The organism is Streptomyces sp. NPDC027185 (genome assembly GCF_055567035.1).
Map to the genome: position 1 here is coordinate 148,892 of NZ_JBVHRF010000003.1, position 23,863 is coordinate 172,754.

Annotated in this window: 19 protein-coding genes; 7 read left to right on the top strand and 12 right to left on the bottom strand. The window is 74.4% G+C overall.

The window, feature by feature from the left end:
• Nucleotides 1-44: 44 nt before the first annotated feature.
• The 3 genes from ACZ4M8_RS11045 to ACZ4M8_RS11055 all read right to left on the bottom strand — a co-directional run bounded on the left by ACZ4M8_RS11045 (nt 45) and on the right by ACZ4M8_RS11055 (nt 2,030).
• Nucleotides 45-695 carry a hypothetical protein gene (locus tag ACZ4M8_RS11045; protein WP_467605586.1) on the bottom strand — a complete coding sequence of 217 codons (651 nt, stop codon included), beginning with the start codon at nt 693-695 and terminating at the stop codon, nt 45-47.
• 79 nt (nt 696-774) lie between these two features.
• The gene (locus ACZ4M8_RS11050; protein ID WP_467605589.1) at nt 775-1,713 is read right to left on the bottom strand and encodes a WXG100 family type VII secretion target; all 939 of its coding nucleotides are present in this window, start codon (nt 1,711-1,713) and stop codon (nt 775-777) included.
• Nucleotides 1,710-2,030 (bottom strand): hypothetical protein, encoded by a 321-nt coding sequence (locus ACZ4M8_RS11055; RefSeq protein WP_467605592.1) that lies wholly within the window; start codon nt 2,028-2,030, stop codon nt 1,710-1,712. Before ACZ4M8_RS11055 ends, ACZ4M8_RS11050 begins: the two co-directional genes overlap by 4 nt.
• Before the next feature lie 231 nt (nt 2,031-2,261).
• Between ACZ4M8_RS11055 and ACZ4M8_RS11060 the strand changes: the two genes are divergently transcribed.
• Entirely contained in the window at nt 2,262-3,473 is a 1,212-nt protein-coding gene (locus ACZ4M8_RS11060) for a Shedu anti-phage system protein SduA domain-containing protein (protein ID WP_467605595.1), read from the top strand.
• Between the two features lie 168 nt (nt 3,474-3,641).
• Nucleotides 3,642-4,133 (top strand): DedA family protein, encoded by a 492-nt coding sequence (locus ACZ4M8_RS11065; RefSeq protein ID WP_467605598.1) that lies wholly within the window; start codon nt 3,642-3,644, stop codon nt 4,131-4,133.
• Between the two features lie 194 nt (nt 4,134-4,327).
• On the opposite strand, the gene ACZ4M8_RS11070 is transcribed toward ACZ4M8_RS11065, so the two are convergent.
• A complete protein-coding gene (locus ACZ4M8_RS11070) occupies nt 4,328-5,374 on the bottom strand; it encodes a zinc-binding dehydrogenase (protein ID WP_467605600.1) in 1,047 nt (348 codons plus the stop codon).
• A 29-nt stretch (nt 5,375-5,403) separates the two neighbouring features.
• Nucleotides 5,404-8,622 (bottom strand): cytochrome P450, encoded by a 3,219-nt coding sequence (locus ACZ4M8_RS11075; RefSeq protein WP_467605601.1) that lies wholly within the window; start codon nt 8,620-8,622, stop codon nt 5,404-5,406.
• Nucleotides 8,623-9,027: 405 nt separating this feature from the next.
• Between ACZ4M8_RS11075 and ACZ4M8_RS11080 the strand changes: the two genes are divergently transcribed.
• From ACZ4M8_RS11080 to ACZ4M8_RS11090, 3 genes are all read left to right on the top strand, one after another.
• Nucleotides 9,028-9,900: a YceI family protein gene (locus tag ACZ4M8_RS11080; protein WP_467605604.1), complete on the top strand. Its 873-nt coding sequence runs from the start codon at nt 9,028-9,030 to the stop codon at nt 9,898-9,900.
• 193 nt (nt 9,901-10,093) lie between these two features.
• The gene (locus ACZ4M8_RS11085) at nt 10,094-11,554 is read left to right on the top strand and encodes an MFS transporter (protein ID WP_467605606.1); all 1,461 of its coding nucleotides are present in this window, start codon (nt 10,094-10,096) and stop codon (nt 11,552-11,554) included.
• 33 nt (nt 11,555-11,587) lie between these two features.
• Nucleotides 11,588-12,148, top strand: coding sequence for a TetR/AcrR family transcriptional regulator (locus tag ACZ4M8_RS11090; RefSeq protein WP_467605608.1), 561 nt, complete (start codon nt 11,588-11,590; stop codon nt 12,146-12,148).
• 81 nt (nt 12,149-12,229) lie between these two features.
• Here ACZ4M8_RS11090 and ACZ4M8_RS11095 read toward each other — a convergent pair whose 3' ends face one another.
• Nucleotides 12,230-13,309 (bottom strand): YncE family protein, encoded by a 1,080-nt coding sequence (locus ACZ4M8_RS11095; RefSeq protein WP_467605611.1) that lies wholly within the window; start codon nt 13,307-13,309, stop codon nt 12,230-12,232.
• A 268-nt stretch (nt 13,310-13,577) separates the two neighbouring features.
• Here ACZ4M8_RS11095 and fes point away from each other — a divergent pair, with 268 nt between their 5' ends.
• Together fes and ACZ4M8_RS11105 are read left to right on the top strand one after the other, a co-directional pair.
• Nucleotides 13,578-14,858 carry an enterochelin esterase gene (gene fes / locus ACZ4M8_RS11100; protein ID WP_467605612.1) on the top strand — a complete coding sequence of 427 codons (1,281 nt, stop codon included), beginning with the start codon at nt 13,578-13,580 and terminating at the stop codon, nt 14,856-14,858.
• A gap of 137 nt (nt 14,859-14,995) precedes the next feature.
• On the top strand, nt 14,996-15,457 hold the full coding sequence (locus ACZ4M8_RS11105; protein WP_467605614.1) for a nuclear transport factor 2 family protein: 462 nt from the start codon (nt 14,996-14,998) through the stop codon (nt 15,455-15,457).
• On the opposite strand, the gene ACZ4M8_RS11110 is transcribed toward ACZ4M8_RS11105, so the two are convergent.
• The 6 genes from ACZ4M8_RS11110 to ACZ4M8_RS11135 all read right to left on the bottom strand — a co-directional run bounded on the left by ACZ4M8_RS11110 (nt 15,450) and on the right by ACZ4M8_RS11135 (nt 23,859).
• A complete protein-coding gene (locus ACZ4M8_RS11110) occupies nt 15,450-16,130 on the bottom strand; it encodes a 4'-phosphopantetheinyl transferase family protein (protein WP_467605616.1) in 681 nt (226 codons plus the stop codon). The two genes, ACZ4M8_RS11105 and ACZ4M8_RS11110, sit on opposite strands and share 8 nt — an antisense overlap.
• Nucleotides 16,131-16,225: 95 nt before the next feature.
• Nucleotides 16,226-20,146 (bottom strand): amino acid adenylation domain-containing protein, encoded by a 3,921-nt coding sequence (locus ACZ4M8_RS11115; protein ID WP_467605618.1) that lies wholly within the window; start codon nt 20,144-20,146, stop codon nt 16,226-16,228.
• Complete coding sequence (locus ACZ4M8_RS11120) at nt 20,143-20,370, bottom strand: phosphopantetheine-binding protein (protein ID WP_467605621.1); 228 nt, start codon at nt 20,368-20,370, stop codon at nt 20,143-20,145. Before ACZ4M8_RS11120 ends, ACZ4M8_RS11115 begins: the two co-directional genes overlap by 4 nt.
• A 2-nt stretch (nt 20,371-20,372) precedes the next feature.
• Nucleotides 20,373-21,005 carry an isochorismatase family protein gene (locus tag ACZ4M8_RS11125; RefSeq protein WP_467605624.1) on the bottom strand — a complete coding sequence of 211 codons (633 nt, stop codon included), beginning with the start codon at nt 21,003-21,005 and terminating at the stop codon, nt 20,373-20,375.
• Between the two features lie 14 nt (nt 21,006-21,019).
• Nucleotides 21,020-22,669 carry a (2,3-dihydroxybenzoyl)adenylate synthase gene (locus ACZ4M8_RS11130; protein WP_467605626.1) on the bottom strand — a complete coding sequence of 550 codons (1,650 nt, stop codon included), beginning with the start codon at nt 22,667-22,669 and terminating at the stop codon, nt 21,020-21,022.
• A complete protein-coding gene (locus ACZ4M8_RS11135; RefSeq protein ID WP_467605628.1) occupies nt 22,666-23,859 on the bottom strand; it encodes an isochorismate synthase in 1,194 nt (397 codons plus the stop codon). The genes ACZ4M8_RS11130 and ACZ4M8_RS11135 overlap by 4 nt, the downstream gene beginning before the upstream one ends.
• Between the last annotated feature and the right edge of the window lie 4 nt (nt 23,860-23,863).

Consider the following 23,863-nt stretch of genomic DNA (forward strand, 5'->3'; position numbering starts at 1 on the left):
CCTGCACGCGGGAGCCCCGCCGCCGCCCTAGCCCCGCCGCCGCCCTAGCCCCGCCCCGGCCCCAGCAGCTCGCCCAGCCACGGCACCTGGCGGCGGTCGGGTACCTCCAGTGCCAGCCAGGAGCCGTCGGTGAAGGCGAGGTCGACCCGGGCCCGGTGGCGGTGCGGGTGGGGCGCGGACCGCGGGCCGTAGCCGCCCTCCGGGACCGTGCCGAGCAGCTGTGCCGCCTCCCGGTCCGGGTCCGCCGGCTCGCTCAGCAGCAACAGCCGCCGGTCGGTGACGGCCAGCGCCAGGCGGGTGTTGCCGTACCCGGCGACGTCCGCCGTGCCGGTGCGGGCGTCGATGACGAAGCGGCCCGCGGCGCTCTCCCAGCCGCCGTCCCACACCCGGCCCCGGAAGATCCGCCGGATGCCGCGCCAGGTGTGGCGGGCGCCGGCCTCCAGCAGACCGACGGGCAGGGAGCACAGCCACATCACGAAGGACACCGGCAGGAGGGCCCGCTGCCACCCGGTGAACCGGGCCTGCTCCTGCGCCGCGGGCTTGGGCCGGCGGTGACGTTTCGGGACGGTCTCCGGGGCCAGTGGATCGAGCCGTACGGGGAGCGCGCCGCGCAGCGTCTCCCCGGGGCCGAGGAACGGCGCGGAGTGCGTCCGGAGCCAGCCGTCCCGCTCCGGGGTCAGGGGGGTGGGGTGCATGTCCCTCTCTTCGGTCCGCCGCGGGCCGGGCGGTCCGCGGCACGGTGTCCGGTCCGCCGCGCGGCCCGTCCCGGCGGGGTCAGCCGAAGGTGTCCTCGATACTGCCCTTGGGCACGCGGTACGGCGCCGGCTCCTCGGGGTCCTTGTCGTCCAGCGCCTCACCGCCGAAGTGCTTGACGGCGTCCTCGGCCGGTGTCTTGAAGTCGCCGGTGAGGCCGGTGACTTCGTTGATCAGCGGCTTCGAACCGTGCTTGGCGATCTGCCCGGTGACGAGGTGGTGCGCCATCCAGTCCTTGCTGCGGAAGGCTCCCGGTCCGGTCGGGCCGCCCAGTTTGCGCAGCGTACCGGCGACCTTGCGTGCTTCGTTGAAGGACTTGGCGCCGCTCTTGAACTCCTTGACCGCCTTCATCAACTCACGCAGCGTCTTGGCCAGTTCCGCCGAGACCTTCTCCACCCGGGCGAGGAAGACGGCGACCTCCGCCTCGGCCACCAGCCCGTCGACCACCGTGGCCAGACCGAGCGTGAGGATGTCGGTGACCACCATCGCGGCCAGCGTCATCGCGGCCCATTCGATCGCCTCGCGGATGATGGCGACGATGGAGTCCTCCGCGAACTTCGACTCCTTCGCCGCCTGGCTGAGGATCTGGGCGGTCTTGCCCATGTCCTTGCCGGTGTCGTCCAGCGCGTCGATGACCTTGCCCATGCTGTGGCCGAAGCCCTCGGAGGCGTCACCCTCCCACTGCTCGGGCAGCCCCCGCGCCCCCGACCGCAGCTCCGCCGCCACCCGGTGCATTGCCTCGCCTTGCGTCTTCCACTCCTCGGCGGCGTGGGTCAGCTGTGTCGGCATACCGGTGACCTGTTCGAGCTTGTCCATCAGCCCGACCTTGTCCAGGAACCACCGGATGGCGTCGTCGAGCCCGGAGTCGAGACCGTGCTCCTCGTTGCTGTGGATCTGCTCGATGTCCGGGAGCTTCTCGATCTCCTTGTCGACCCAGGCGTACGCGTCGGTGACGGTCATCCGGCAGCACCCCCGCCACCGAAGTTCTGCTGCTCGGCGTACTCGGTCTGCACATAGCCGCCCGCCGTCGCCCGCAGCCCCTCGGCCATCCCCTGCAACAGCTCGGCGAGATCGTGGATGTTGCGCTGCGCCGCGGTGGCGTGCTCGTTGTACGAGGCGTGGAGTTCGTCGGATTCCGGCAGCTTGCCGAAGGCGCCCGACGGGATCTCCACGTGCTCCAGTGCCCGCCCGATACGGGGCACTTCCTCCTTCTGCCGATCGGTGTGGGACGCGTAGTGGAACAGCGCGTCGGGATCGGTCCGGAAATTCCCGCTCATGGCGTGAGCCCCCCAACCCGGGTCGTATACGGTCCCGCGACACGATAGGGAGGCGAAGAAAGGCACCTTTCAAGACAGAGTCAAGCGATGCTCACGCCCGCTCCAAGTCTTGTCGAATTCTTGCGGACCCCGTCGTTCAGCGTGCCCGCCGACGGGGACGGAAGCCGGGCCACCGCAGGCCCGCCCCGGCGCCGGGCCGCGTTGTCAGACCCATGGACGACACTGCCGTTCATGGAGACACGATCCGACATGGCCCTGGAGATCCATCTCGAAAAGATCCGCTCCGCCGCGACGGCGGAGACGGTGACGGACGCGGTCACGGCCGCCCTGCACCATGTGCGGTCCGGCTCCGGGGGCAGACGGAGAGGCGGGAGGCGGCTCACCGAACTGCTGCGCGCCGCACGGGCCTCGGCCGCGCAGGCGGAGGAATGGGAGGTGGTCCGGTCCGTGCAGGACGCCCTGCACTACACGGAAGGGCGCCTGCTGCGCCCCGACTACGAGGAGAAGTACCGGCTGCATCACGGGGAGCGTGGTCCGCGCGACCCGCTGGGTCTCAGAGCCGTCACGAGAACCGTGACCATGATGAACGAATTCTGGTGCGAGGAAGCCGGGAAATACCTCGCCGGACATCCCGGAGCCACTCTCGAAGAGGTCCTGGCGCACATACGGCAGCTGGGCCGGGACGCCGGTTTCACACAGGCCCCGGTGGAGGATCCGGCGCGCTATCACATTCCGCGCGGCGCCGCGGAGCTGTCGGCGTGGACGGAGCGGGTGCTGAGCAACCGCGTGGAGATCGTCGACCCGGCGGAGGCCGCCCGCCGCATCGTGTCCTCGCCACAGGCCCTCTCCGTCCTCGCGGCGGACGAGGACGGGCGGACGGTCCTGCGCGCGGCGGAATTGCAGCGCCGCGCCGTTCACCTGCGGGAACTGCGCCGGGTGGCCGAGGACGCGCACGCCTGTGAGCACGCCCTGCAGCAGGCGCTGAAGGGGATGTACTGGGTGTTCGGCGGGCGTTTCATCGGCGAGGCGCAGCGGCGCAGGCTGGTCCCCGGGGACGAGGTCGACATTCCGTTGATCCGCGGGGACGGCTCGCTCCAGATAGTCGAGCTGAAACGGGCCGCGGCGGTGAAATTGGTCAAGGGGCACCGCGGAGCCTGGGTCCCGAGGCGGGAAGTGCACGACGCCGTGGGACAGGCCATCAATTATCTGGTGGGGCTCGACGAGAACCGGGAGCGCATTTCCGCGGAGTTCGGGATCGATACCCGCCGGGCGAACGCCCTCGTTCTCATCGGGCATCCGCTGAGCCAGCCGGAGATCGACGAAAGGGAGATCAACGACGCCCTGCGCATTCACACCTCGCATCTGCACCGCGTCGAGATCCTCACGTACAAGGAGCTGATCGACAGCGCCGAGCGGGCGCTGGCGGCCGGTGACGTGATGTAGCCGAGGGGAGGGGGACCGATGGGGGCGTATCGGTACCCTGGTCGTGTCGGATGGCCCTGGTCAGGGCCGTATCGGGAAGTCCCGGACGTGGCGGTCGCCGCGTCGGGCCGGGAGCCGGTGGCGCCGCGGCAGGATGCGGGACGGAGCCGGCGGTGAGGGCGGAGCGTCGTGGAGAAGGTCGTGCTCACGGCCGCCGGACTGTACGTCATCGTGCTGCTGCGGGCGGGCGGGACCTTCGCCGTCGGATGGCTGGCCGGTGCCGGGGTGCGGCGCAGCCGGCTGGCGGAGCGGATGTCCTCGGCGCCGTTCGTACGGACCGAGCGGGCGATCCAGCGGTGGGGCGCGCCGGTGGTGGCCCTCTCCTTCCTGACCGTCGGCTTCCAGACGGCCGCCAATTTCCTCGCGGGCACCCTGCGGATGCCGCTGCCGCGCTATCTGCCCGCGCTGTTCGTGGGCGGGGCGTGCTGGGCGCTGGTCTACGCGACGGTCGGGATCGGAGCGCTGGAGGTGCTGTCGCGGCTGTTCGCCGCGCAGCCGGCGCTCGGGGCGGCGGCGGTCGCGGTGCTGCTCGCCGCGGTGTGCGGTGCGGTGGTGTACCGGCGGCGGAGGCGGAACGCCGCGTCGGCCGCCGCGCGAGACACGGCGGCCGACGGCTCCTGACGGGGTACCGGGACGGTCACCGGGCCCGTGAGGCCGAAGTCGGGGCCCGGCCTCCGTGAGCCGGGCGCGAGGCGCGGGCACCCGGGCCCGGTGACCCGGCCCTTGTACGCGGCCCCTGGGAACGGGCCCGGCCTCCGTGAGCCGGGCCGGGGGAGCCGGGCCCCGGCCCAGGGGCCCCGGGCCCGGCCCCGTCCCTACGGCTCCAGGATCAGCCGGATCGGGTCGCCGATCTTGTGCTCCAGGCGGTGCACGGCCTCGGCGGCGTCGGCCAGGGGGAGGTGGCCGGTGATGGAGGGGGCCAGGTCGAGGCGGCCGGTGGCGGCGAGGCGGACGAGCTGTTCGACGTGCTCGGGCGAGGAGCCGTAGTGGCCGCGGATCTGGTTGCGGTTCCAGCTGAAGCGGGTGCCGTCGGTGACGGTGAGCGGGTGCGGGGTGAGCCCGGCCAGGACCAGGGAACCGCCGCGGCGCAGTACGGTCGCGGCCTGCTCACGGACGGCCGGGACGCCCGCGAAGTCGTACGCGACGTCCAGACCGCGGCCCCCGGTGGCCTCCCGGACGGCGGCGGCGAAACCGTCGTCGGCCGGGTCCAGGGCGAGGTCGGCGCCGAAGGCGAGGGCACGTTCGCGGGCGCTGGGCAGCGGGTCGACGGCGAGTACCGGCGCGGCTCCGGCCAGCCGGGCGAGGCGGATGCCGTGGGCGCCCAGACCGCCCGCGCCCCAGATGCCCACGGCCTGCGCGGGGCGGACCGCGCCGGTGTCCACGATCGCGGCGTACGGGGTGGAGACGGCGTCGGGGATGATCGCCGCCTGGTCGAAGGGGAGGTGGTCGGGGATCGGGACGAGGGTGTCCTCGCGGGCGAGGGCGTAGGTGGCCCAGCCGCCGTCGTAGTCGACGCCGCGGGTTTGCGGGTTCAGACACGGGGTGCGGCGCATCGCGCAGCTCGCGCACCGGCCGCAGCTCTGGCCCGCCTGGAGCGCGACCCGCGTGCCGGGCGTCCAGTCGCCGAGGAGACCGGGGCCCAGGGTGTGGATCACCCCGGCGACCTCGTGGCCGAGGGTGAGGGTGTCGACGGGGACGAACGGCTTCAGGCTGCCGTCGATGAGGTGGACGTCGGACAGGCAGACACCGGCGGCCTTGACCTCGATCAGTACCTCTCCCGGCCCGGGTTCGGGCACGGGGACCTCCTCGACACGGAATGTCGTGCTGGGTACGTGCAGACGTCCGGCGAGCATCGTGTTCATGGGGAACCTCCGGGTTCGGTGGGCGGTGGTCAGGAGGCGGCGTAGACGTCTTCGACGTAGCGGCCGTCGGCGATCAGGGTGTCGAGCCAGGCGGCGGCGCCGGCGTCGTCCGCGCCGGGGGTGTGCGCGACGTACAGGGCGCGGAAGGCGTCGCGGACGCCGGGTGCCATCCGGGCGCCGTCGCCGCAGACGTAGACCCGGGCCCCGGCGCCGAGCAGCCGCCACACCTCGGCGGACTCGGCGGCTATCCGGTGCTGGACGAAGCGCCGGCCGTCAACGGGGGCCTCGCTGAAGGCGGGGCGCATGTCGACCACGCCGGCCAGTTCGGCGGCGCGCAGTTCCCGGGCGTGCAGGTAGTCGGCGTCGGGGGCGTCGCAGCCGAAGTAGCAGAGCGCCGGGGCGAGGGCGGCGCCGTCCGCGGCGAGGGCGAGCCGGTCGGCGACGGCACCGCGGAACGGCGCGAGGCCGGTACCGGCCGCGATCATGATCAGCGGGGTGTCCGCGTCGTGCCGGATCCGGAAGACCTCCCGGCACGGCTGGATCCGGGCGTACACGGTGTCGCCGGGGCGCACGGTGTGCAGATGCCCCGAGCCGGTGCCGCGGTAGGTGCCCCGGCCCGAGCGCGCGGGTGCTTCGAGCAGCGAGACCATCAGGTCGACGTGGTGCGGGTCGACGGCGGGGGAGGACGAGACGGAGTAGTGCCGCGGCCGGATCGGCTCCAGCAGCTCCAGCAGGACCGGCCAGCTCAGCTCCGCCGCCAGCGCCGGGTTGTCCTCGATGACGTCCAGCAGCCCGCGGTGGTCGGCGGCGCGTGCCTCGGCGTCCGCCGCCAGCGCCGCCAGGGCCTGCCGCTCGGGCGGGCAGGGGTTGAGCCCGGCGAGGAGCGTCAGCTGCGCGGCGGTCGGACGGCCCTGCAACTCGACGTGGTGGGTGAGGAGATGGCGTACGGTGACCGGCCGGTCGAGCGTGAGGGAGTCGCGGCGCGGGCGGTGGGCGGCGATCTGCAGGACGGTGTCCGGGTCCGCCCGCAGGATGCCGAGGGCCCGTTCGACCAGCTCCGGGGCGTTGGCCGGGAGCACCGCCACATGGTCCGCGGTGCGGTACGTCGATCCCTCGGGCAGGGCGAGGCGGACGAAGCGCTTGGCGCGCGGGTGGCCCGGGTCGGTGAGGCTGCCGGTCTCGGTGACCGTCATCGCGGTGAGGTCGTGCCGGGCGGCCAGCGCGTCCAGCGGGCCGCCGGTGACCTCGGTGACGGTGTAGGCGGGGCCCTCCGGCGCGGTGGCGGGGGCGCCGGCGGTGGCGGGGTCGCCGTACCCGGTGAGCAGGGCGGTGCGCAGCGCGCCGGTGAACGCGGTGACCGTGCCCGAGAGGTCTCCGGCGGCGTCGGCGGCGGCGCGCTCCAGGAGCCGGGTGCCGCCGAGGGCGGCGAGCCGGTCGTCGATGAGGGTGGGGATGCGCTGGTAGGTGGCGGACCAGTTGCGGTCGCCGACGCCGAGGACGGCGTAGGTGACGCCGTCGGCGGCGCCCGGCTCGGCGGTCTCCAGCCAGTGGACGAACTTCGCGGCGTCGTCCGTGGGGCGGCCGTTGTACGAGGCGGCGGTGATGATGACGGGCCGGTCGGTGGGGAGCGCGCCGGTGTGGTCGTCGAGCGGGGTGATCACCGTGTCGCAGCCGGTCTCGGCGGCGGTGTCCGCGAGCCGGGTGGCGAAGTCGCGGCAGGTGCCGTAGTTGGTGCCGTGCAGCAGCAGGGCCCCGGTGCCCTGCCGGACGCGGGTGGGCAGGGCGCCGGCGTCGGCGGGCGCCGCCTCCTCGTGTGCGGCGTTGCCGGCGGGCAGTGCGGTGCGGTTCGCGGCGCGGTCGGCCGGGGTGCGCGGGGCGAGGGAGAGGGTGAAGCCGTCGGGCTTGATGGTGAGCGCCTGCTTGAGGTCCATCGTGTAGCCGGCGTGGTCGAGCAGCCGGTAGCGGTGGACCAGCATGGCGAGCAGCATGGTGGCCTCGTGCAGCGCGAACTGCCGCCCGATGCAGGCGCGTTCGCCGGTGCCGAACGGTTTGAAGGCGTGCGGGGAGCGGGCCGCCTCCGCCTGGGGGGAGAACCGCGCGGGGTCGAACAGCTCGGGGTTGTCGCCCCAGACCGGGTCCAGGTGCAGCATCGGCGTCAGGACCGTCGCCCACTGCCCGGCCCGCAGTGGGACGCCGCCCAGTTCGGTGTCGGTGAGCGCCTCGCGGGAGAAGCCGGGGGCGGGCGGGTACATCCGCAGCGTCTCGTTGAGCACCTGGCGGGTGTAGTGCAGCCGGCCGATGTCCTCGAACGTCGGCTCCGGGTCGGGCGTGTCGCCCCACAGCTCGTCCACCTCACGCTGCATCAGGCGCAGCGCGGTCGGGTGCTTGAGCAGGTTGTACAGGGCGAAGGACAGGGTGCCCGAGGTGGTCTCGTGCCCGGCGATGAGGAAGGTGATGACCTGGTCGCGGATGTTGGCCAGGTCGAGGGTGGTGCCGTCGGAGGGGTGGGTGGCGCCGAGCATCAGCCCGAGCAGGTCCTCGTTCTCGGGTGCCGGGGCGCCGGGGGCGGTGCGCGCCGCGATGACCTCGTCCACCACGGAGGCGAGGTAGTCGGCGTCGGCGCGGAACGCCTCGTCGGTCCGGGTGTGGTCGAGGGCCGGGTCGCGGCTGAGCTTCGTCATCGCCCAGTGCAGGCAGCGCACCAGCGCTCCGACGAAGGGGTGCAGGTCGTCCCGGTCGAAGGAGCCGAAGTCGAAGCCGAATCCGGTCAGTCCGATGGTGTCCAGGGTCATCCGGGTCATGTCGTCGGGCACGTCGACGGGGGAGCCGTCCGCGCACCGCAGGTCCCAGGCTTCGATCAGTCGGCGGGCGACCCGCAGCATCACCGGGTGGTACGTCCGCATCGAGCCGAGCGCGAAGGCGGGCATCAGGATGTCGTGCGCCTTGGCCCAGTTGGGCTCGTCGTTGTAGGCGGTGAACAGACCGTCGTGGGTGAACTCCCGGACGTTGGTCAGCGCCGGGCCGACCGCCTTGCCGAAGCGCCGTTCGTCGGACAGTTCGGTGACCAGTTCCAGACTGCTGACGAAGAGGGTGTCCTGGCCGTGCTGGCGCTGGATGAAGGCCGGACCGTGCCGCCGGGCCAGCGCCATGCTCCGCAGCAGCGGGGTGCGGGCCGGGGTGTGGGAGACGTCGACGACGGGGATGCCGCCGGGGCCGTCGGTGTGCGGGGGGAGCGCTGGCGCGGACATGGGACGAACCGCCTTCCGTGAAGCAGAGGAGCCCGGAACCGTCCGCGGGGAGCGGTTCCAGCGGTCCTCCCCAGCCTCGCCGCTGGCCGGTGCGCGCGCCGCCGCCGCTCTGCATGATCGTGTAGTGGTCCGGCGCGCGAGGGTCTTGCGGAAGTGTCCGGGGTGTGCATCGGGGTGCGATCGCGGGTGAACGGGACGGTGGAACGGCCGGTGGGGATCCCGTCCGCGGCGAGGTGCGAGAAAGGTCACCTTTGGGCGGCTCATGACAGCTGGGGATCATTTCGCCGCGGTGTCAATGACAGGATAGAAGGGCAATCGCAGGGAATCCGCACCAATTCTGTGCGTTCCTGCCCGCTTTCCGCTCACGTCCTCGCCGGACCGCATTACCGATAGGCCCGTCCTGCCATGCCGCTCGCCTTCCTCAGCCGCCTGCGTGACCGAATGCCGCACAGCCCTGCCTCGCCGCTGCCCGGCGGGGCGGGCGCGTTGGACCTGCGGGTGGACGATCCCGTCGGACTGCCGATGGCGGGGGTGGCGGTCTCGGTCCGCAATCTCGGGGGCCAGGAGGTGACGCAGGGGCGGACCGACCCCAACGGCCGCCTCACGGTGACGCTGCGCCCCGGCTCCTACCGGCTCATGGTGACCTCCGACGGTTTCCGGCCGGTGCGGTGCGACGCCGAGGTGGTGGCGGGCGAGCGGACCGCGCCGGCGCCGATCGCCCTGGAGCTGGCCCCGGCGCTGCCGCTGCCCGCCACCGGGCAGTGGCGGCTCGACCCCGACCACAGCGCCATCCGCTTCACCGCCCGGCACATCGGGCTCGCCGAGATCCACGGCCGGTTCAACCGCTTCGAGGGCGGACTGTGGATCGGCGAACGGATGGAGGACTCGCGGGTCGAGGTGACCATCGAGGCGGCCAGTATCGACACCGGGGTGCGGATGCGCGACGAGCATCTGCGGTCGGCGGAGTTCCTGGACGTGGCGCGCTTCCCCTACCTGCAGTTCGCCGGGGAGCGGTTCGTGCACAAGGGCGGCAGCCGCTGGGCGGTGCAGGGTGTGCTGCATCTGCACGGTGTCAGCCGCACCGTGCAGCTCGACACCCGCTACCTCGGCATCGGCACCGGTATCGCGGGCGAGACCCGTACGGCTTGCCAGGCGGTCACCGAGCTGCACCGCGAGGACTTCACGCTGGACTGGCGCAAGATGCTGGCCAAGGGTATCGCCGCGATCGGCGCGACGATCCGGGTGGAGCTGGACATCCAGGCGATCCGGCCCGAGTAGCGGCGGGCCGCCCGCTCGATGGGAGGGGCGGAGGCGCACGGTGACGCACCGTGCGCCTCCGCCCTTTTCGCGTTCTGTGCCGGCGGCCGGCGGGCTTTCCGCCGCCGCTCGTCCGCGGGCCCGCGGCGGCCGGAATCCGCCTTGTCATCGTATGATGTCATCAACTGGTGACGTCGTTGACGGGAGGGGTCGCGTGGAAGCCGCCGAGAGGATGCCCGCGTGGAAGGAGCGGGCGCTGGTGCCCGTGCTGCTGTCGGTCGGGATGCTGGTGGCGATCATCAGCAGTCTGGGGGCGCCGCTGATCCCGACCATCGCGCGCGTCGACCACGTCTCCCTGGAGGCGGCCCAGTGGTCCCTGACGGTGACGATGCTGGTCGGCGCGGTCGTGACCCCGCTCATGGGGCGGCTGGGGGACGGACCGCACCGGCGCCGGGTGATCCTCGGCGGACTGGCGCTGACACTCACCGGCAGCCTGCTGGCGGCACTGCCGACGGGCTTCACCGGGCTGCTGACGGGGCGGGCGCTCCAGGGCGTCGGTATCGCGCTGACCCCGCTGACCATGGCCACCGCCCGTGACGCGCTACCGCCCGAGCGGGCCCGGCACACGGTCGCGACCCTCTCCCTGACCGCCGCCGCCGGGGTCGGGCTCGGCTATCCGCTCACCGGCGTCCTCGCCCGCTACCTGGGACTGCACGCCGGATTCTGGTGCGCCGCGCTCGCCTCGGCGCTGGCGCTGACGGCCCTCGCCGTGGTCCTCCCCGCGCCGCCGCGCAGAGCCGCGCACCCGCTGGACGTCACCGGGGCACTGCTGCTCGCCGCCGGTATGGCCGGACTGCTCCTGACCACCACCGCGGGCGGACGCTGGGGCTGGACCTCGCCGAAGCTGATCGCGCTGGCCGGGACGGCCGTGGTCCTGCTCGGCTGGTGGGCGGTGCACGAACTGCGTACCCCGCACCCGCTCGTCGACATCCGCCTGGTCCGCGGGCGCCCGGTGCTCGCCGCCGATCTCACCGCGGTGCTCTCCGGCATCGGGATGTACGTGATGCTGTCGATGGTGCCGCAGTACGTGCAGACGCCGCCGTCGGCGGGGTACGGCTTCGGTGCCTCGGTGGTCGTCGCCGGATTGATCCTCACGCCGTTCTCGGTGGCCAGCATGGTCTCCGGACGGCTGGTGCGGCTGGCCTCCCGCTCCGTCTCCCCGGGCCGGATGCTGCCGTTGGGCTGTCTGGTCTGCCTGGCCGGTACGGCGCTGTTCACCTGGGTGCGGGGCGGGCTGTGGGAGGCGTTCGTCGCCATGGGGCTCATCGGGCTGGGCGCCGGGGTGACGGTGTCCGTGATGCCGGCGCTCATCGTGGGCGCGGTCCCGGCGCACGAGACCAGCAGCGCGCTGAGCTTCAACCAGGTGGTGAAGTACCTCGGTTACTCCTCCGGCAGCGCGTTCACCGCGGCGGTGCTCGCCGCCCACCCCGGGGCCGGCTCCCTGCCCGCCGAGAGCGGCTACCGCACGGCCGGTCTCGTCGGATGCGTGGTCTGGGCGCTCACCGCCCTCGTCGGACACCTGCTGGTACGCGGCCGGTCCGGGCGGACGACACCCGGCTCCCCGGCGACGGCGTCGGCCACCTCGGGACATAGGGTGACGGCGGCCAAAGGGTGAGCCCGCGGGGCGGGAGGATGTGGAGGCACGGCGGTGACCGGCACTCAGGAGGCGCGTCGCAGGGATTCCGCGCGCAGCCGCGAGGCGCTGCTGCGCGCGGCGGGCGAACTCTTCTCGGAGCGCGGCTTCGACCGCACCACGACCCGGGACATCGGCCGCCGCGCGGGCGTCGATCCGGCGCTCATCGCCCGGTACTTCGGCGGCAAGACGCAGCTCTATCTCGCCGCGGTGCAGGCCGAGCGGGGCGACGCGCAGGTCAGCGACCTCCTCGCCCCGGACCGGCTGCGGCAGATCCTCGAACGCGCCGACCTGCGCGGGCTCGTCCCCATCCTCCAGGTGGGGGTCCAGCCGCTGAACGATCCCGCGGCGGACGAGGCGGCCCGTGCCGCACTGCACGCCCGGCTGGTGGAGCCGCTGCACCGCCGGTTCGTCCAGGAGGGCCGGGCGCAGCCGCGGTTGCGCGCCGAGATCGTGGTCGCCGCGGTCATCGGCATCCTGCTGGGCCGCCGCTCCGGCGCGTTCGAGGAACTGGGCGCGGCGGCGCTGGACGATCTGTCGGAGCTGCTGCGGGAGACGCTGGGCGGCGGGGAGTAGCGGGAGGAACGCCGTGGCCCCGGTGCCCGCCCTTTGCCGGGGCGGGCACCGGGGCCACGGCGCATGGGGGAGCGGAGCGGTTCAGCGGGTCACGCGGATCCGGTTGAGCTGGTCCTCGCCCTGCGGGCCGGAGCCCGACTTGTCGACGACGTGGGCGGTGCCGCGCGCGATCTCGATGTGGTTGGGGCGGGCGCCGGTCGCGACGGTCCGTACGACGGTGCCCTTGCGGGGGTCGAGGAAGGAGACGGTGGCGGTGGTGCGGTTGGCGACCACGACGGCGCCGGTGCGCGGATCGCTCGCGACGGCGAGGGTGCCCTCGCCGGTCGCCACGGTCCGCACGACGGAGCCCTTGCGCAGGTCGACGACGGAGACCGTGCCGGCCTTCTGGTCGGCGGTGCAGGCGGTGCGGCCGTCGCGGGAGAGGGTGAGTGAGATGGGGCCCTGGCCGGTGGGGATCAGCCGGGGCTTCGCGGCGCCGGGCGCCGCCTCGATGATCTGGTTGCCGTTCAGATCGGCGGCGTAGACGGTGCCGGTGCGCTCGTCGACGGCGAGCCCGGTCGGCCCGGCGCCCTCGATGGTGACGCGCTTCTTCTCCTGGTACGTACGGGTGTCGAACGCGACGAGCGAGCCGTCGCCGAAGCCGCCGGCCCACGCGGTGTGGTGGCGTTCGTCCACGACGACCTCGCGGGCGTGGGCGACGCCGGGGAGGGTGGCGAGGCGCCTGCCGGTGCGCTGGCTGTAGACGGCGACGGAGTTGTCGCGGGTGTTGGTGGTCCAGACGGTGTTGTGCCGGTCGTCGACGTCGACGCCGTAGACCGCTTCGACGGCGCCGGTGGCGCGGTCGGTGACCGGCGGGGTGTAGGAGGCTTGGATGGTCATCGTCCGCGGGTCGACCTTCACCAGCGCGGAGGTGGTGACCGGCGGGCGGCCCACCGCGGAGGTGGCCCACAGGACGTGGTTCCGCTCGGAGTACGCGGACTGGTAGAGGCCCTTGACCAGCGGCGCCGCCGTCGCGGGCGCCGCTTCGGCGGCGGCCGCCGGGTGGGCGGCGGGCGTCGCCGGGGCGGCGTGGGCGGCGCCGGTGAGGGTGAGCGTGCCGCCCGCGGCGAGGGCCACGGCGGTGGCGGCGAGCCGTCGGATGCGGAGGGTCAGTGCGGACATGCGGCGTCAGTCTCCTTGGCGGGGATGCCTTTGGGGGGTGTTCGCGGAGAAGCGAGCTGGCAATAAGTTAGCTTAGGCTTACCTAAGTTCGATCTGGAAATGGTGTGGCCTCCGTCATAGGTGAGGTGGGGGTGACCGCTCTCCGGAGCGCCTGAGCGGCAAAGGTAAGGTGACCCTAAGTTCCCGGGGTGTCCGTCAGGCGCCCCGGGGGTCCGCCCGGGTGCGCGGTCCGCGCGACCGCCCGCCCCCGTCACCGGAGTTCCGCCGCATGTCCGCGTCCGCGCCGCCCGAGGGCACCGCCCACCACCCGCCCCGCACGGCCCGCCCGCAGCCCCTGCCGCGGATCGCGACCGGCCCCGTCCTGCCCGCGCCCGACCGCACCGCGGAGTTCTGGGACGAGGTCGCCCGCACCGGCACCCCGCTCATCGCCCCCGACCCGGAGGGCGACCCGGACCACGCCGCCGTCACCTTCCTGTGGCGCGGCACCCCCGCCACCCGCGCCGTCCAGGTGCTGCCCAACAAGCTCACCGACCCCCGCGACCCGGGCGCGAACCTGATGGAGCACCTGCCCGGCACCGACGTGTGGCACTGGACGCTCCGGCTGCGCCGCGACTGGTACGGCACCTACGACTTCCGCGTCGATGAGGGCGACGGGCCCGCACCGGACGGCGCCGGACACCCGGCCCGGCTGCACGCCCCATGCCGCCTCGACCCGTTCAACCCCCGTACGCTGCCCGGCCGTTGGGGCGGTCCCGGAGTCTCCTGTGCGCGGCTGCCCGGTGCGCCGCGTGACACGGAGTGGGAGGTGCGGCCCGGCGTCGCCCGGGGCACCGTCACCCCGCACGACGTACCGAGCGCCCGCCTCGGCGGCGCCCGCCGGGTCCGGCTCTACCGGCCCCCACACACCGCGCCGGACACGGAGCTGCCGGTGCTGGTGCTGCTCGACGGTGAGCACTGGCAGCCCCGGCTCGGCCTCGCGCACCTCCTGGACAACCTCATCGCCGACGGCCGTGTCCCGCCCCTCGCCGCCGTCCTCCCCGAGTCCGTCGACGCGGCCACCCGCTGGCGGGAGCTGACCTGCCGCCCGGAGTTCACCGCCTTCCTGACGGAGGAACTGCTGCCATGGGCCGCCGGGCAACTGCCGCTCACCGCCGACCCGGCCCGTACGGTGATCGCCGGGCAGAGCCTGGGCGGGCTGACCGCGGCGTACGCGGCGCTCACCGCACCGCACCGGTTCGGCAACGTCCTCGCCCAGTCCGGCTCGTTCTGGTGGCCGGCCGGTCCGGACGCCGAGTGGCTCACCGCCCGCATCGCCGCCGCCCCCCGGCTCCCGGTGCGCTTCCGGCTCTCCTCCGGCGAGCAGGAGTGGGTGGCCCTGCCCGCCGCCCGCCGGCTGCGCGACGCGCTCACCACCGCCGGATACGACGACGCCACCTACCGGGAGTTCAACGGCGGCCATGACTACCTGTGCTGGCGCAGCGAACTCGCCGGGGGGATCGTGGAGTTGTTCGGCGACGGGCGCGGGGCGCCGGACCGGCCGCGGACGTAGGGCGGTCCGCCGGGGCGGGACCGGCGGACCGGCGCCGCGGGCGGCCGGTAGGTTGGCGGCGCCGTGGCCGGGAGCGGGGCGCGCCGTGTCCCGCCCGCCGCGGCGGACCCCGTCCGCGCCCGACCCGAGGAGAGACCGTGCCGGAAGACCGCCCGCCCCACCCGCCGTTCACACGGGAGACCGCCCGGCAGAAGGTCCAGGCGGCCGAGGACGCCTGGAACACCCGCGATCCGCACCGGGTGGCGCTCGCCTACACCCCGGACTCGGTGTGGCGTAACCGCGACACCTTCCTCACCGGACGCGAGGAGATCGTCGCCTTCCTGACCCGGAAGTGGGAGCGCGAACTCGACTACGCACTGCGCAAGGACCTCTGGGCGTACCAGGAGAATCGGATCGCGGTCCGCTTCCAGTACGAATGGCACGACGCGGCAGGCCGCTGGTGGCGCAGTTACGGCAACGAACTGTGGGAGTTCGACGAGCACGGCCTCATGCGGCGCCGCGAGGCGAGCATCAACGACACGGTCATCGCCGAGACCGACCGGCGGATCTTCGGCCCCCGGCCCCGGGACGAGCACGGGACGCACCTCCCCCTCAGCTGACGCCCGCCCCCGCGCCCCGCACCGCGCACGCCGCCGCCCAGCCGGCCGGGGCGGGTACGTCGGTGAGTTTCCACCCCGCCACGGGGGCCGGACGCGGTCCGCACCCCAGGTAGCGGTCATGGAGGGCGGTGCCGGACAGGCCCTCGCCGGTCGCCTTCAGGTACGCCTCCTTGCGGGTCCAGCACCGGGCGAAGGCGGCCGGACGGCCGTCGCCGGGGAGCCGTGCCAGCTCCGCGCGTTCGGCCGGGTGGAGCGCTCCGGCCGCGTCGGCGGCGGTCCGGGCGGCGGGGACGCGTTCGATGTCCACGCCGACCGGGGCGGACGCCAGTGCCAGCAGCGCCAGGCCGTCGCCGTGGGAGAGGGAGAAGTGCACCGCCGCCCCGGCCGGACCCGCCACCGCCGGACGGCCGTGCGGCCCGCCGCACCCCGGGCACGCCAGCCGGACCAGTTCCACCGCCCGCGGCGCCGTGCCCAACACCGCGCCCAGCGCCCGGCGCAGCTCCGCGTGGACGGCGATGTACAGCGCCCGGTCGGCGGGGCGGCGCAGCGCGGCGGCTCGGCGCCGCTCCCGGGCGTCCAGGAGCGGCGTGCCGTCGTCACCGTCCGCCGTGACGAGGCGCAGCCACGGGCCCCGCGCCAGCTCCGCGGCGGCGGGCGCCGGCCCACAGCGCACGGGGGCGGGCCCGGGGCCGGGCCCGCCGGGCACCCGATCCGGCACGGAGCCGGGCCCACCGCCTGCGGGGCCCGGCGACGCGGGGCCCTCGGCCCTCACCCGGCACCGCCCGCCAGATACGGCGCGAGGACGGCGGCGACGGCGTCCAGCCGCTCCTCGCGCATCAACTGCGGGTGGGTGCAGTCCAGATCGTGGTTGACGATCCGGCCCGAGACGTGCGGGCGCCACGCCTCGCGGGTCAGCCAGTCCTCCGCGCGCGGCGCCGCCGCCGTGAAGAACAGGACGTCGCCGTCGAAGCGGCGGTGCCGGTGGGCGCGCATCAGCCGGGCGTGGTGCGGCACGATGTCGACGATCCGGGACAGGGCGCGGTCGCCCAGCCCGGCCAGCGGACTGCCCGCCTCGCGGAGCGTGGCCAGCACGTCCTCACGGCTGCGTTCGCCGGTCCGGTCGAAACCGGCCATCCGCAGGACGGCGGTGAGCGCGTCGCCCTCCTCCGGCGCGGGCCGCTCGCGCCACTGCTCGGCCGGGAACGCGTCGAGCAGCGCCAGCAACTCGACCTCCTCGCCCGCCTCCTGGAGCAGCACCGCCACGGTGTGCGCCAGGATCCCCCCGACCGACCAGCCCAGCAGCAGGTACGGGCCGTGCGGCCGCACCGCCCGCAGCTCACGGACGTACCCGGCGGCCTGCGTCTCCAGGTCCGGCGGGAGCGGCCCGTCGTCGAGCAGACCGGGGGCCTGGATGCCGTACAGCGGCCTGCCGGGGCCGAGCCGCGCGGACAGACCCGCGTAGCACCAGGCCAGACCGCCCGCCGGGTGGAAGGCGAAGAGCGGCGGGCGGTCGCCCCCGATGCGCAGCGGCAGGACGGTGCCGAGCGCGTCCCCGGCGGCGGGCGCCGCGGTCGCCAGCCGTGCGGCGAGGGCCGCCGGGGTCGGTGCCTCGAAGAGCGAGCCGATGGTCAGCTCCGTACCGCACTCCTCGCGGATCCGGGCGATCAGCCGGACCGCGAGCAGCGAGGTGCCGCCGAGGTCGAAGAAGGCGTCGTCAGGGCCGGTTTTTGGGACGCCCAGGACCTCGGCGAAGAGCCGGGTCACCGTCGCCTCCCGCGCGTTCGCCGGGCGGCGGGCCGCGCCGCCGCCGAACACCGGCGCGGGCAGCGCCGCCCGGTCCAGCTTGCCGTTCGGGGCCAGCGGGAACGCGTCGAGCGCGACGACCGCCGCCGGGACCATGTGCTCGGGCAACACCGTGGCCAGCTCCGCGCGGACGGCCGCCGGGTCGGCTGCGCCCGTCACGTAGCCGATGAGCCGCTGCTCGCCCGCCGCGTCCCGGTGGACCAGCGCGCAGGCGCCGTCCACCCCCGGGCGGGCCGTCAGCGCCGCATCGATCTCGCCGAGTTCGATGCGCTGGCCGCGCAGTTTGACCTGGTGGTCGGTGCGGCCCAGGTACTCCACCTCGCCCGCCGCGCTCCAGCGTGCCAGGTCGCCGGTGCGGTACATCCGCGCGCCGGGTGCCCCGAACGGATCGGCGACGAAGCGCTCCGCGGTCAGCTCCGGACGGTTCAGGTAGCCGTCGGCCAGCTGCCGCCCGGCGAGGAAGAGTTCGCCGGGCACACCGGGCGGGCAGGGCTGCCGGGCCGCGTCCAGGACGTACAGCCGGGTGTTCCACACCGGTCGGCCGATCGGCACCGGACCGTCACCGTCCGCCGCGCAGGCGTGGTACGAGACGTCGACCGCCGCCTCCGTCGGTCCGTAGAGGTTGTGCAGCGCGGCGCCCGGCAGGGTGCGGGCGAAGAGCGTCGCCGTCTCGCGGGGCAGCGCCTCGCCGCTGGCGAAGACCTGCCGCAGCGACGCGCAGCCGGCCGCCCGCGGCGCCGCCAGGAAGACCTGGAGCATCGACGGGACGAAATGGCAGGTGGTGACGGACCGTTCGGTGATCAGCCGGGCCAGCCGGTCCGGGTCCTTGTGCACGCCGGGCTCCGCGACGACCAGCGCCGCGCCCTGGCGCAGCGGCCAGAAGAATTCCCAGACGGACACGTCGAAGGAGGACGGGGTCTTCTGCAGGACCCGGTCGGCCGCGCCGAGCGGATGGGCGTGCTGCATCCACCGCAGCCGGTTGTCGATCGCCCCGTGCGAGACCACCACACCCTTGGGACGGCCGGTGGAGCCGGAGGTGTGGATGACGTACGCCGGGTGCGCCGGGGTGAGCGCCCGCCCCGGGGTGACCGGCGGGTACCCGGAGACGTCGAGGGTGTCGAGGGCGACCGGCGGTGTCCCGGTGCCGGACGGCAGCCGCCCGGCGCGGTCGGTGACGGCGCAGACCGGCGCCGCGTCCTGGAGCATGAACGCCAGCCGCCGCTCCGGGTATTCCGGGTCGAGCGGCAGATACGCGGCGCCCGCCTTGAGGACCGCGAGCAGCGCCACCACCAGCTCCGCCGAGCGCGGCACACAGACCGCGACCAGTTCGCCGGGGCCCGCGCCGAGGCGCTGGAGGTGGTGGGCGAGCCGGTTGGCGCGGGCGTCGAGCTGCCCGTACGTCAGGGCGGTGTCGCCGAAGAGGAGCGCGGTGGCGTCCGGGGTGCGGGCGGCCTGCGCCTCGATCGGACCGATCAGGGTGGTCGGCGGCACCGGGTGCGCGGTGCGGTTGAACTCGTCGGTCACCAGCGCGTGTTCGGCGGGCGTGGCGATGGTGTGGGCGGCGAGCGGCCGGTGCGGATCGGTGGCGGTGAGCCGTTCCAGAAGTTTCAGGAAGCGTTCCTGATGGACGGCGAGCGCGTCGGCGTCGTACAGCGCCGGGTTGCCGTCGTGGTCGATGCGCAGGCCACGGCCGTCGGCGCGGTCGTAGATGTTGACGGTCAGATCGTCGACGGGACCGGCACAGAGGTTGCGGGCCCGCGCCGGGGCGCCCGCGAACTCGGCGCCGTAGTCGAACGGCATGACGTTGACCAGCGGCCCGACCAGGCCCCGCGCCTCACCGAGCAGCCCCAGGTCGCGGCGGATGTCCTCGTAGCGGTAGCGCTGGTGGCGGCGGGCCTCGCGGACGGCGAGGACCACCTGCCGCACCAACTGCGCGAAGGTCGCACCGGGGGTGACGGTCAGCCGCAGCGGCAGCACGTTCATCACCATGCCCGGCACCCGCAGCGCCACCGAGCCCAGACGCCCCATCATCGGCAGTCCGAGGACCACATCGGTGCGGTCGCAGGCGCGGGAGGTGTACAGCGCCTGCGCGGCGACGAGCACGTCAGGCCAGGTCGCGCGGAGCCCGGCGGCCAGCTCCCGCAGCCGCTCGGTGTCCTGGGGGGAGAGGTAGGCGGTGCTGCGCAGGAAGGTGCGGGAGGGCAGCGCGCCACGCCCGGCGAGCCGGGGCGCCTCCGGGCGGTCGGCGAACGCGGTCCGCCAGTGGTCGCGGTCGGCGGCGTACGCCCCGGACGCGCGGTACTCGGCGTCCTGCGCGACGAGAGCGGCGAGCGTTCCGAAGGCGCGCGGGCCCGGTTCCGCGCCCCGGACCAGCGCGGAGTACACCTCGGCGGTGCGGCGCACCAGCAGCGAGTAGCCGTAGCCGTCCATGACGAGATGGTGGATGCGCTGGTACCACAGCCACCGCTGTTCGCCGGTGCGGAAGAGCGCGTGCCCGAACGGCGGTCCGGCCGCCAGGTCGCACGGCTTCGCCAGATCGGCGCGCATCCACGCCTCGGCCGCCGCGCCGGGGTCGGGCACCTCGCGCAGATCGTGGACGGACAGCGGCGGTTCGGTCTCGGCCAGCAGGCGCTGGCGCGGCCCGTCCGGGGTGTCGGTGACACGGACGCGCAGCGCGTCGGTCTCGGCGGTGACGTGGCGCAGCGCGGCGGCGAACACCTCGGGATCGAGCGGCCCGGCGATCTCCAGGCACTCGGCGGTGTTCTGCGCCGGGCTGAGCGGGTCGAGGGCCTGCGCATACCACATGCCCGACTGGGCGGCGGTCAGCGGCAGGGGGGTCCCTTCGGCCGTCTTCGGCGGGGCGGCTTCGGCCCGCGGGGTGGTCATCCGATCCCCAGCAGCGGTGCCCACGCCTCAAGGGCGGGCGCTTCGGCGAGGTCGGCGAAGCCCGCGTCCACACCGTGGTCGCGGCGCCAGCGCTCCAGCAGCGCCATGATGCGGACCGAGTCCAGGCCGAAGTCGAGAAGGTTCTCGTCGAGGGGGATGTCCGCCGGGTCCTCGCCGAGGGCGTCGGCGACGTCGGCGCGGAGTGCCTGAAGGGTCAAGGCCATGCTCAGATCTCCTCAAGAAGGGCGTCGGTGCAGGTCACGGCCGCGCAGCGGCCGGCGGCCCACCGCAGGGCCGCGTCGTGGTCGGCGCGGGAGAAATCCGCGACGGCGTCGGCGACGACGAACGCCCGGATGTCGCGCATCCACGCGTCGCACGCGGTCATCACCACGCCGATGTGCGCGTACACCCCGACGATCACCAGCTGATCGCGCCCGGTGTCGCGCAGCAGCCGCTGAAGGTCGGTGCGGACGAAGGCGCTGTACTTCCACTTGGTCAGGACGGTGTCGCCCGGCTCGGGCGCGACCTCGTCCGGGACGGCGAGCTTCGCCGGGTCGTCGGCGACGCCCGGCCCCCAGAAGTCCAGCTGGAGCCCGCGCTCCTCGGGCGTCTGACCGCCGCGCTGGGTGGAGTAGACGACGGGCACGCCGCGCGCGCGGAAGGCGGGCAGCAGCCGCGCGGTGTTGGCGAGCATCCCGGTCAGCGGCTGCTGACCGGCCGGGTACGCGCCGAGGAAGTGCTGCTGGAGGTCGTGGACGAGGACCACGGCGCGCGCCGGGTCGACGCGCCAGGCGACCCGGTTGCCGGGCAGCTCGTCCGGGGTCGGGAGCGGATAGGGGGCGATGGCGGGAAGGGCCATGTCGGGCGGGCCTCTCAGTGCTGCTCGGTGGGGGTCGCGGCGGAGCGCAGACCGTTCTTGCTGACCTTGCCGATGCCGGTCTGCGGGAAGGCGTCCACGAACGTCACGAGGTCGGGGACCTTGTGGTCGGCGACGCCCGCCTGCCGGACGTGCCGTCTGATCGCGACCGGTTTCAGCGGCCCGGCGCCCGCGCGGGGGATCACGTACGCCAGCGTCCGCTCGCCGAGACAGGCGTCGGGGACGGCGACCACGGACACGTCGTGGACGTCCGGGTGGCCCAGGACGATGTTCTCGATCTCCTCCGGCGCGATCTTCTCGCCACCCCGGTTGATCTGGTCCTTCGCCCGGCCCTCGACGACGAGGTGCCCGGTCGGGGTGCGGCGCACGAGGTCGCCGGTGCGGTAGAAACCGTCCGCGGTGAAGGCCCGCGCGTTGTGCTCCGGGGCGCGCCAGTAGCCGCGGATGGTGTACGGGCCGCGGGTCAGCAGATGGCCCGGCTCCCCGTCGGGGACGGGCTCGTCGGCGTCGTCCACCACCCGGATCTCGTCGTCCGGGGAGATCGGCCGGCCCTGGGTGGTGACGACGGTCTCCGGATCGTCGTCCAGCCGGGTGTAGTTGACCAGCCCCTCGGCCATCCCGAAGACCTGCATCAGCCGGCAGCCCAGCGCCGGCGCTAGGCGCCGGGCGGCGGCCACCGAGAACTTCGCGCCACCCACGAGCACCAGCTCCAGGCTGGACAGGTCGTGCGCCGATTCCGGCCCCGCCTCCGTCCACACCAGCGCCAGCGGCGGCACCAGCCCCGTCATGGTGATCCGCTCCCGCGCGATGAGCGGGAACGCGGTCGCCGGATCGGGCCGCGGACAGAGCACCACCGTGCCGCCCGCGTACAGCACGCCCAGCCAACCGGGCGACGACATCGGGAAGTTGTGCGCGGCCGGCAGCGTGACGAGGAAGCGGGTGGCGGAGCCGACACCGCAGATCTCGTTGGAGCCCCGCAGTGAGTAGCCGTAGTCGTCGTGGGTGCGCGGGATGAGCTTGGGCACGCCGGTGGTGCCGCCGGACAGCTGGAGGAAGGCCAGCTCGTGTGGTTCGGGCCCGTCGAGCGGACCGGTCGGCTCGCACGGTACGTCGGCGAGCGCGGTGTGCCCGCCCGGCTCCCCGGCGACGAAGACGTGCCGCAGCGCCGGAGCCTGCCCCTTGACCCGCGAGGCGAGTTCCCGGTGGTCGTAGCCCGCGTGCCGGTCGGGAATGACGTACGCGACCGCCTCCGTGAAGGCGCAGAAGTAGCCGATCTCGGTGTCCCGGTGGGCCGGGAGCGCGTACACCGGCAGCGCGCCGAGGCGGAACAGCGCGAAGACGACGATCAGGAACTCCCCGACGTTCGGGAGCTGGACGACGACCCGGTCGCCCTTGGTGATGCCGCGGGCGGCGAAGCCGGCGGCCATCCGGTCGGCGGCCTCGTCCAGTTCGCGGTAGGTCCAGGTGCGGCGCTCCGGCGCCGGGTCGATCAGCGCGGTGCGGTCCGGGTGCGCGGCGGCGCGCTCGCGCAGCACGGCGCCGAAGGTCTCCCCGCGCCAGTGACCGGCCGCGCGGTAGCGGGCCGCGAACTCCTCCGGCCAGGTCGGCGAGTCGAGTCCCGGGGTGGTGGCGGGCGGCGTGGTCACAGGGCGGCTCCCACGGCGCTGAGGAAGGTGGCGAACTTCGCGCCGGTCTCGGCGGTCTCCGCCTCCGGGGAGGACCCGGCGACCACGCCCGCGCCCGCGAAGAGCCGCAGACCGCGGCCCTCGGCCTCCGCGCAGCGGATCGTCACGACCCACTCGCCGTCACCGTCCGCGTCCTGCCAGCCGACCATGCCGGTGTACGGGCCCCGGTCGAACGGCTCCGACGCGACGATCACCTCGCGCGCCACCGGCGTCGGGGTGCCGCACACCGCGGGCGTCGGGTGGAGCGCGGACGCCAGCTGAAGCGCGCACACGTCGGGGTCGGCGAGGTCACCGGTGACGGTCGTCGACAGGTGCCACATCGCCGCCGTCCGCACCAGGGTGGGCCGCTCGGGCACCTCCAGGCGGGTGCAGTACGGCGCCAGCGCGGCGCGGACCGCGTCCACCACGACGGCGTGTTCGTGCAGGTCCTTGGGGGATTCCAGCAGGGCGGCGGCGCGCTGGACGTCCTCGGCGAGGTCGGCGCTGCGCGGGGCGGACCCGGCGAGCGGGTTGGCGGTCAGCCGACCGCCGGTGCGGGCGACGAGGAGTTCGGGGCTGGCGCCGACGAGGGTGCGGCCGGGCCCGCTGGGGACGGCGAAGGTGTAGCCCGACGGGTCGCGCCGCGCCAGCCGCCGCACCATCGCGGGCAACTCCAGCGGCTGACGGGACGTCATCTCCAGGGTGCGGGCCAGAACGACCTTGTCGAACTCCCCGGCTCGCATCCGCGCCACGGCCGCCGCGACGGCCGCGCCGTACACCCCGGGCTCCGGCACCTCCCGTATCTCCCAGCCGCCGGTCTGCTCCGCCTCGGGTGCGGGCAGTGCGATCAGCGGGTCCTGGCGCAGCGGTGGCGCCCACGCCACGGACGCGGGCACGGCCAGCGCGGGCGCCCCGTCCGGCGCGAACGGCAGCGCGCCCACGACGACCGGCGCCGCGTCGCCCGCGGCCCGCCGCTGCCGCAGCGTCTCGCGGACCCGCAGATACACCGGTCCGGAGTCGTGGGGTACGTCGGCGAGGGTGCCGCGCCCCAGCAGGGTGTGGCGGGGTGTGCCGAGGAAGCGGTCTCTGCCGGCGCGGTAGGCGTCGAGCAGGGCGGTGGCCTCGCCCGGGATGACCACGGGCGAGGCGGGCGCGCTCAGGGAAGCGGGCATGGCG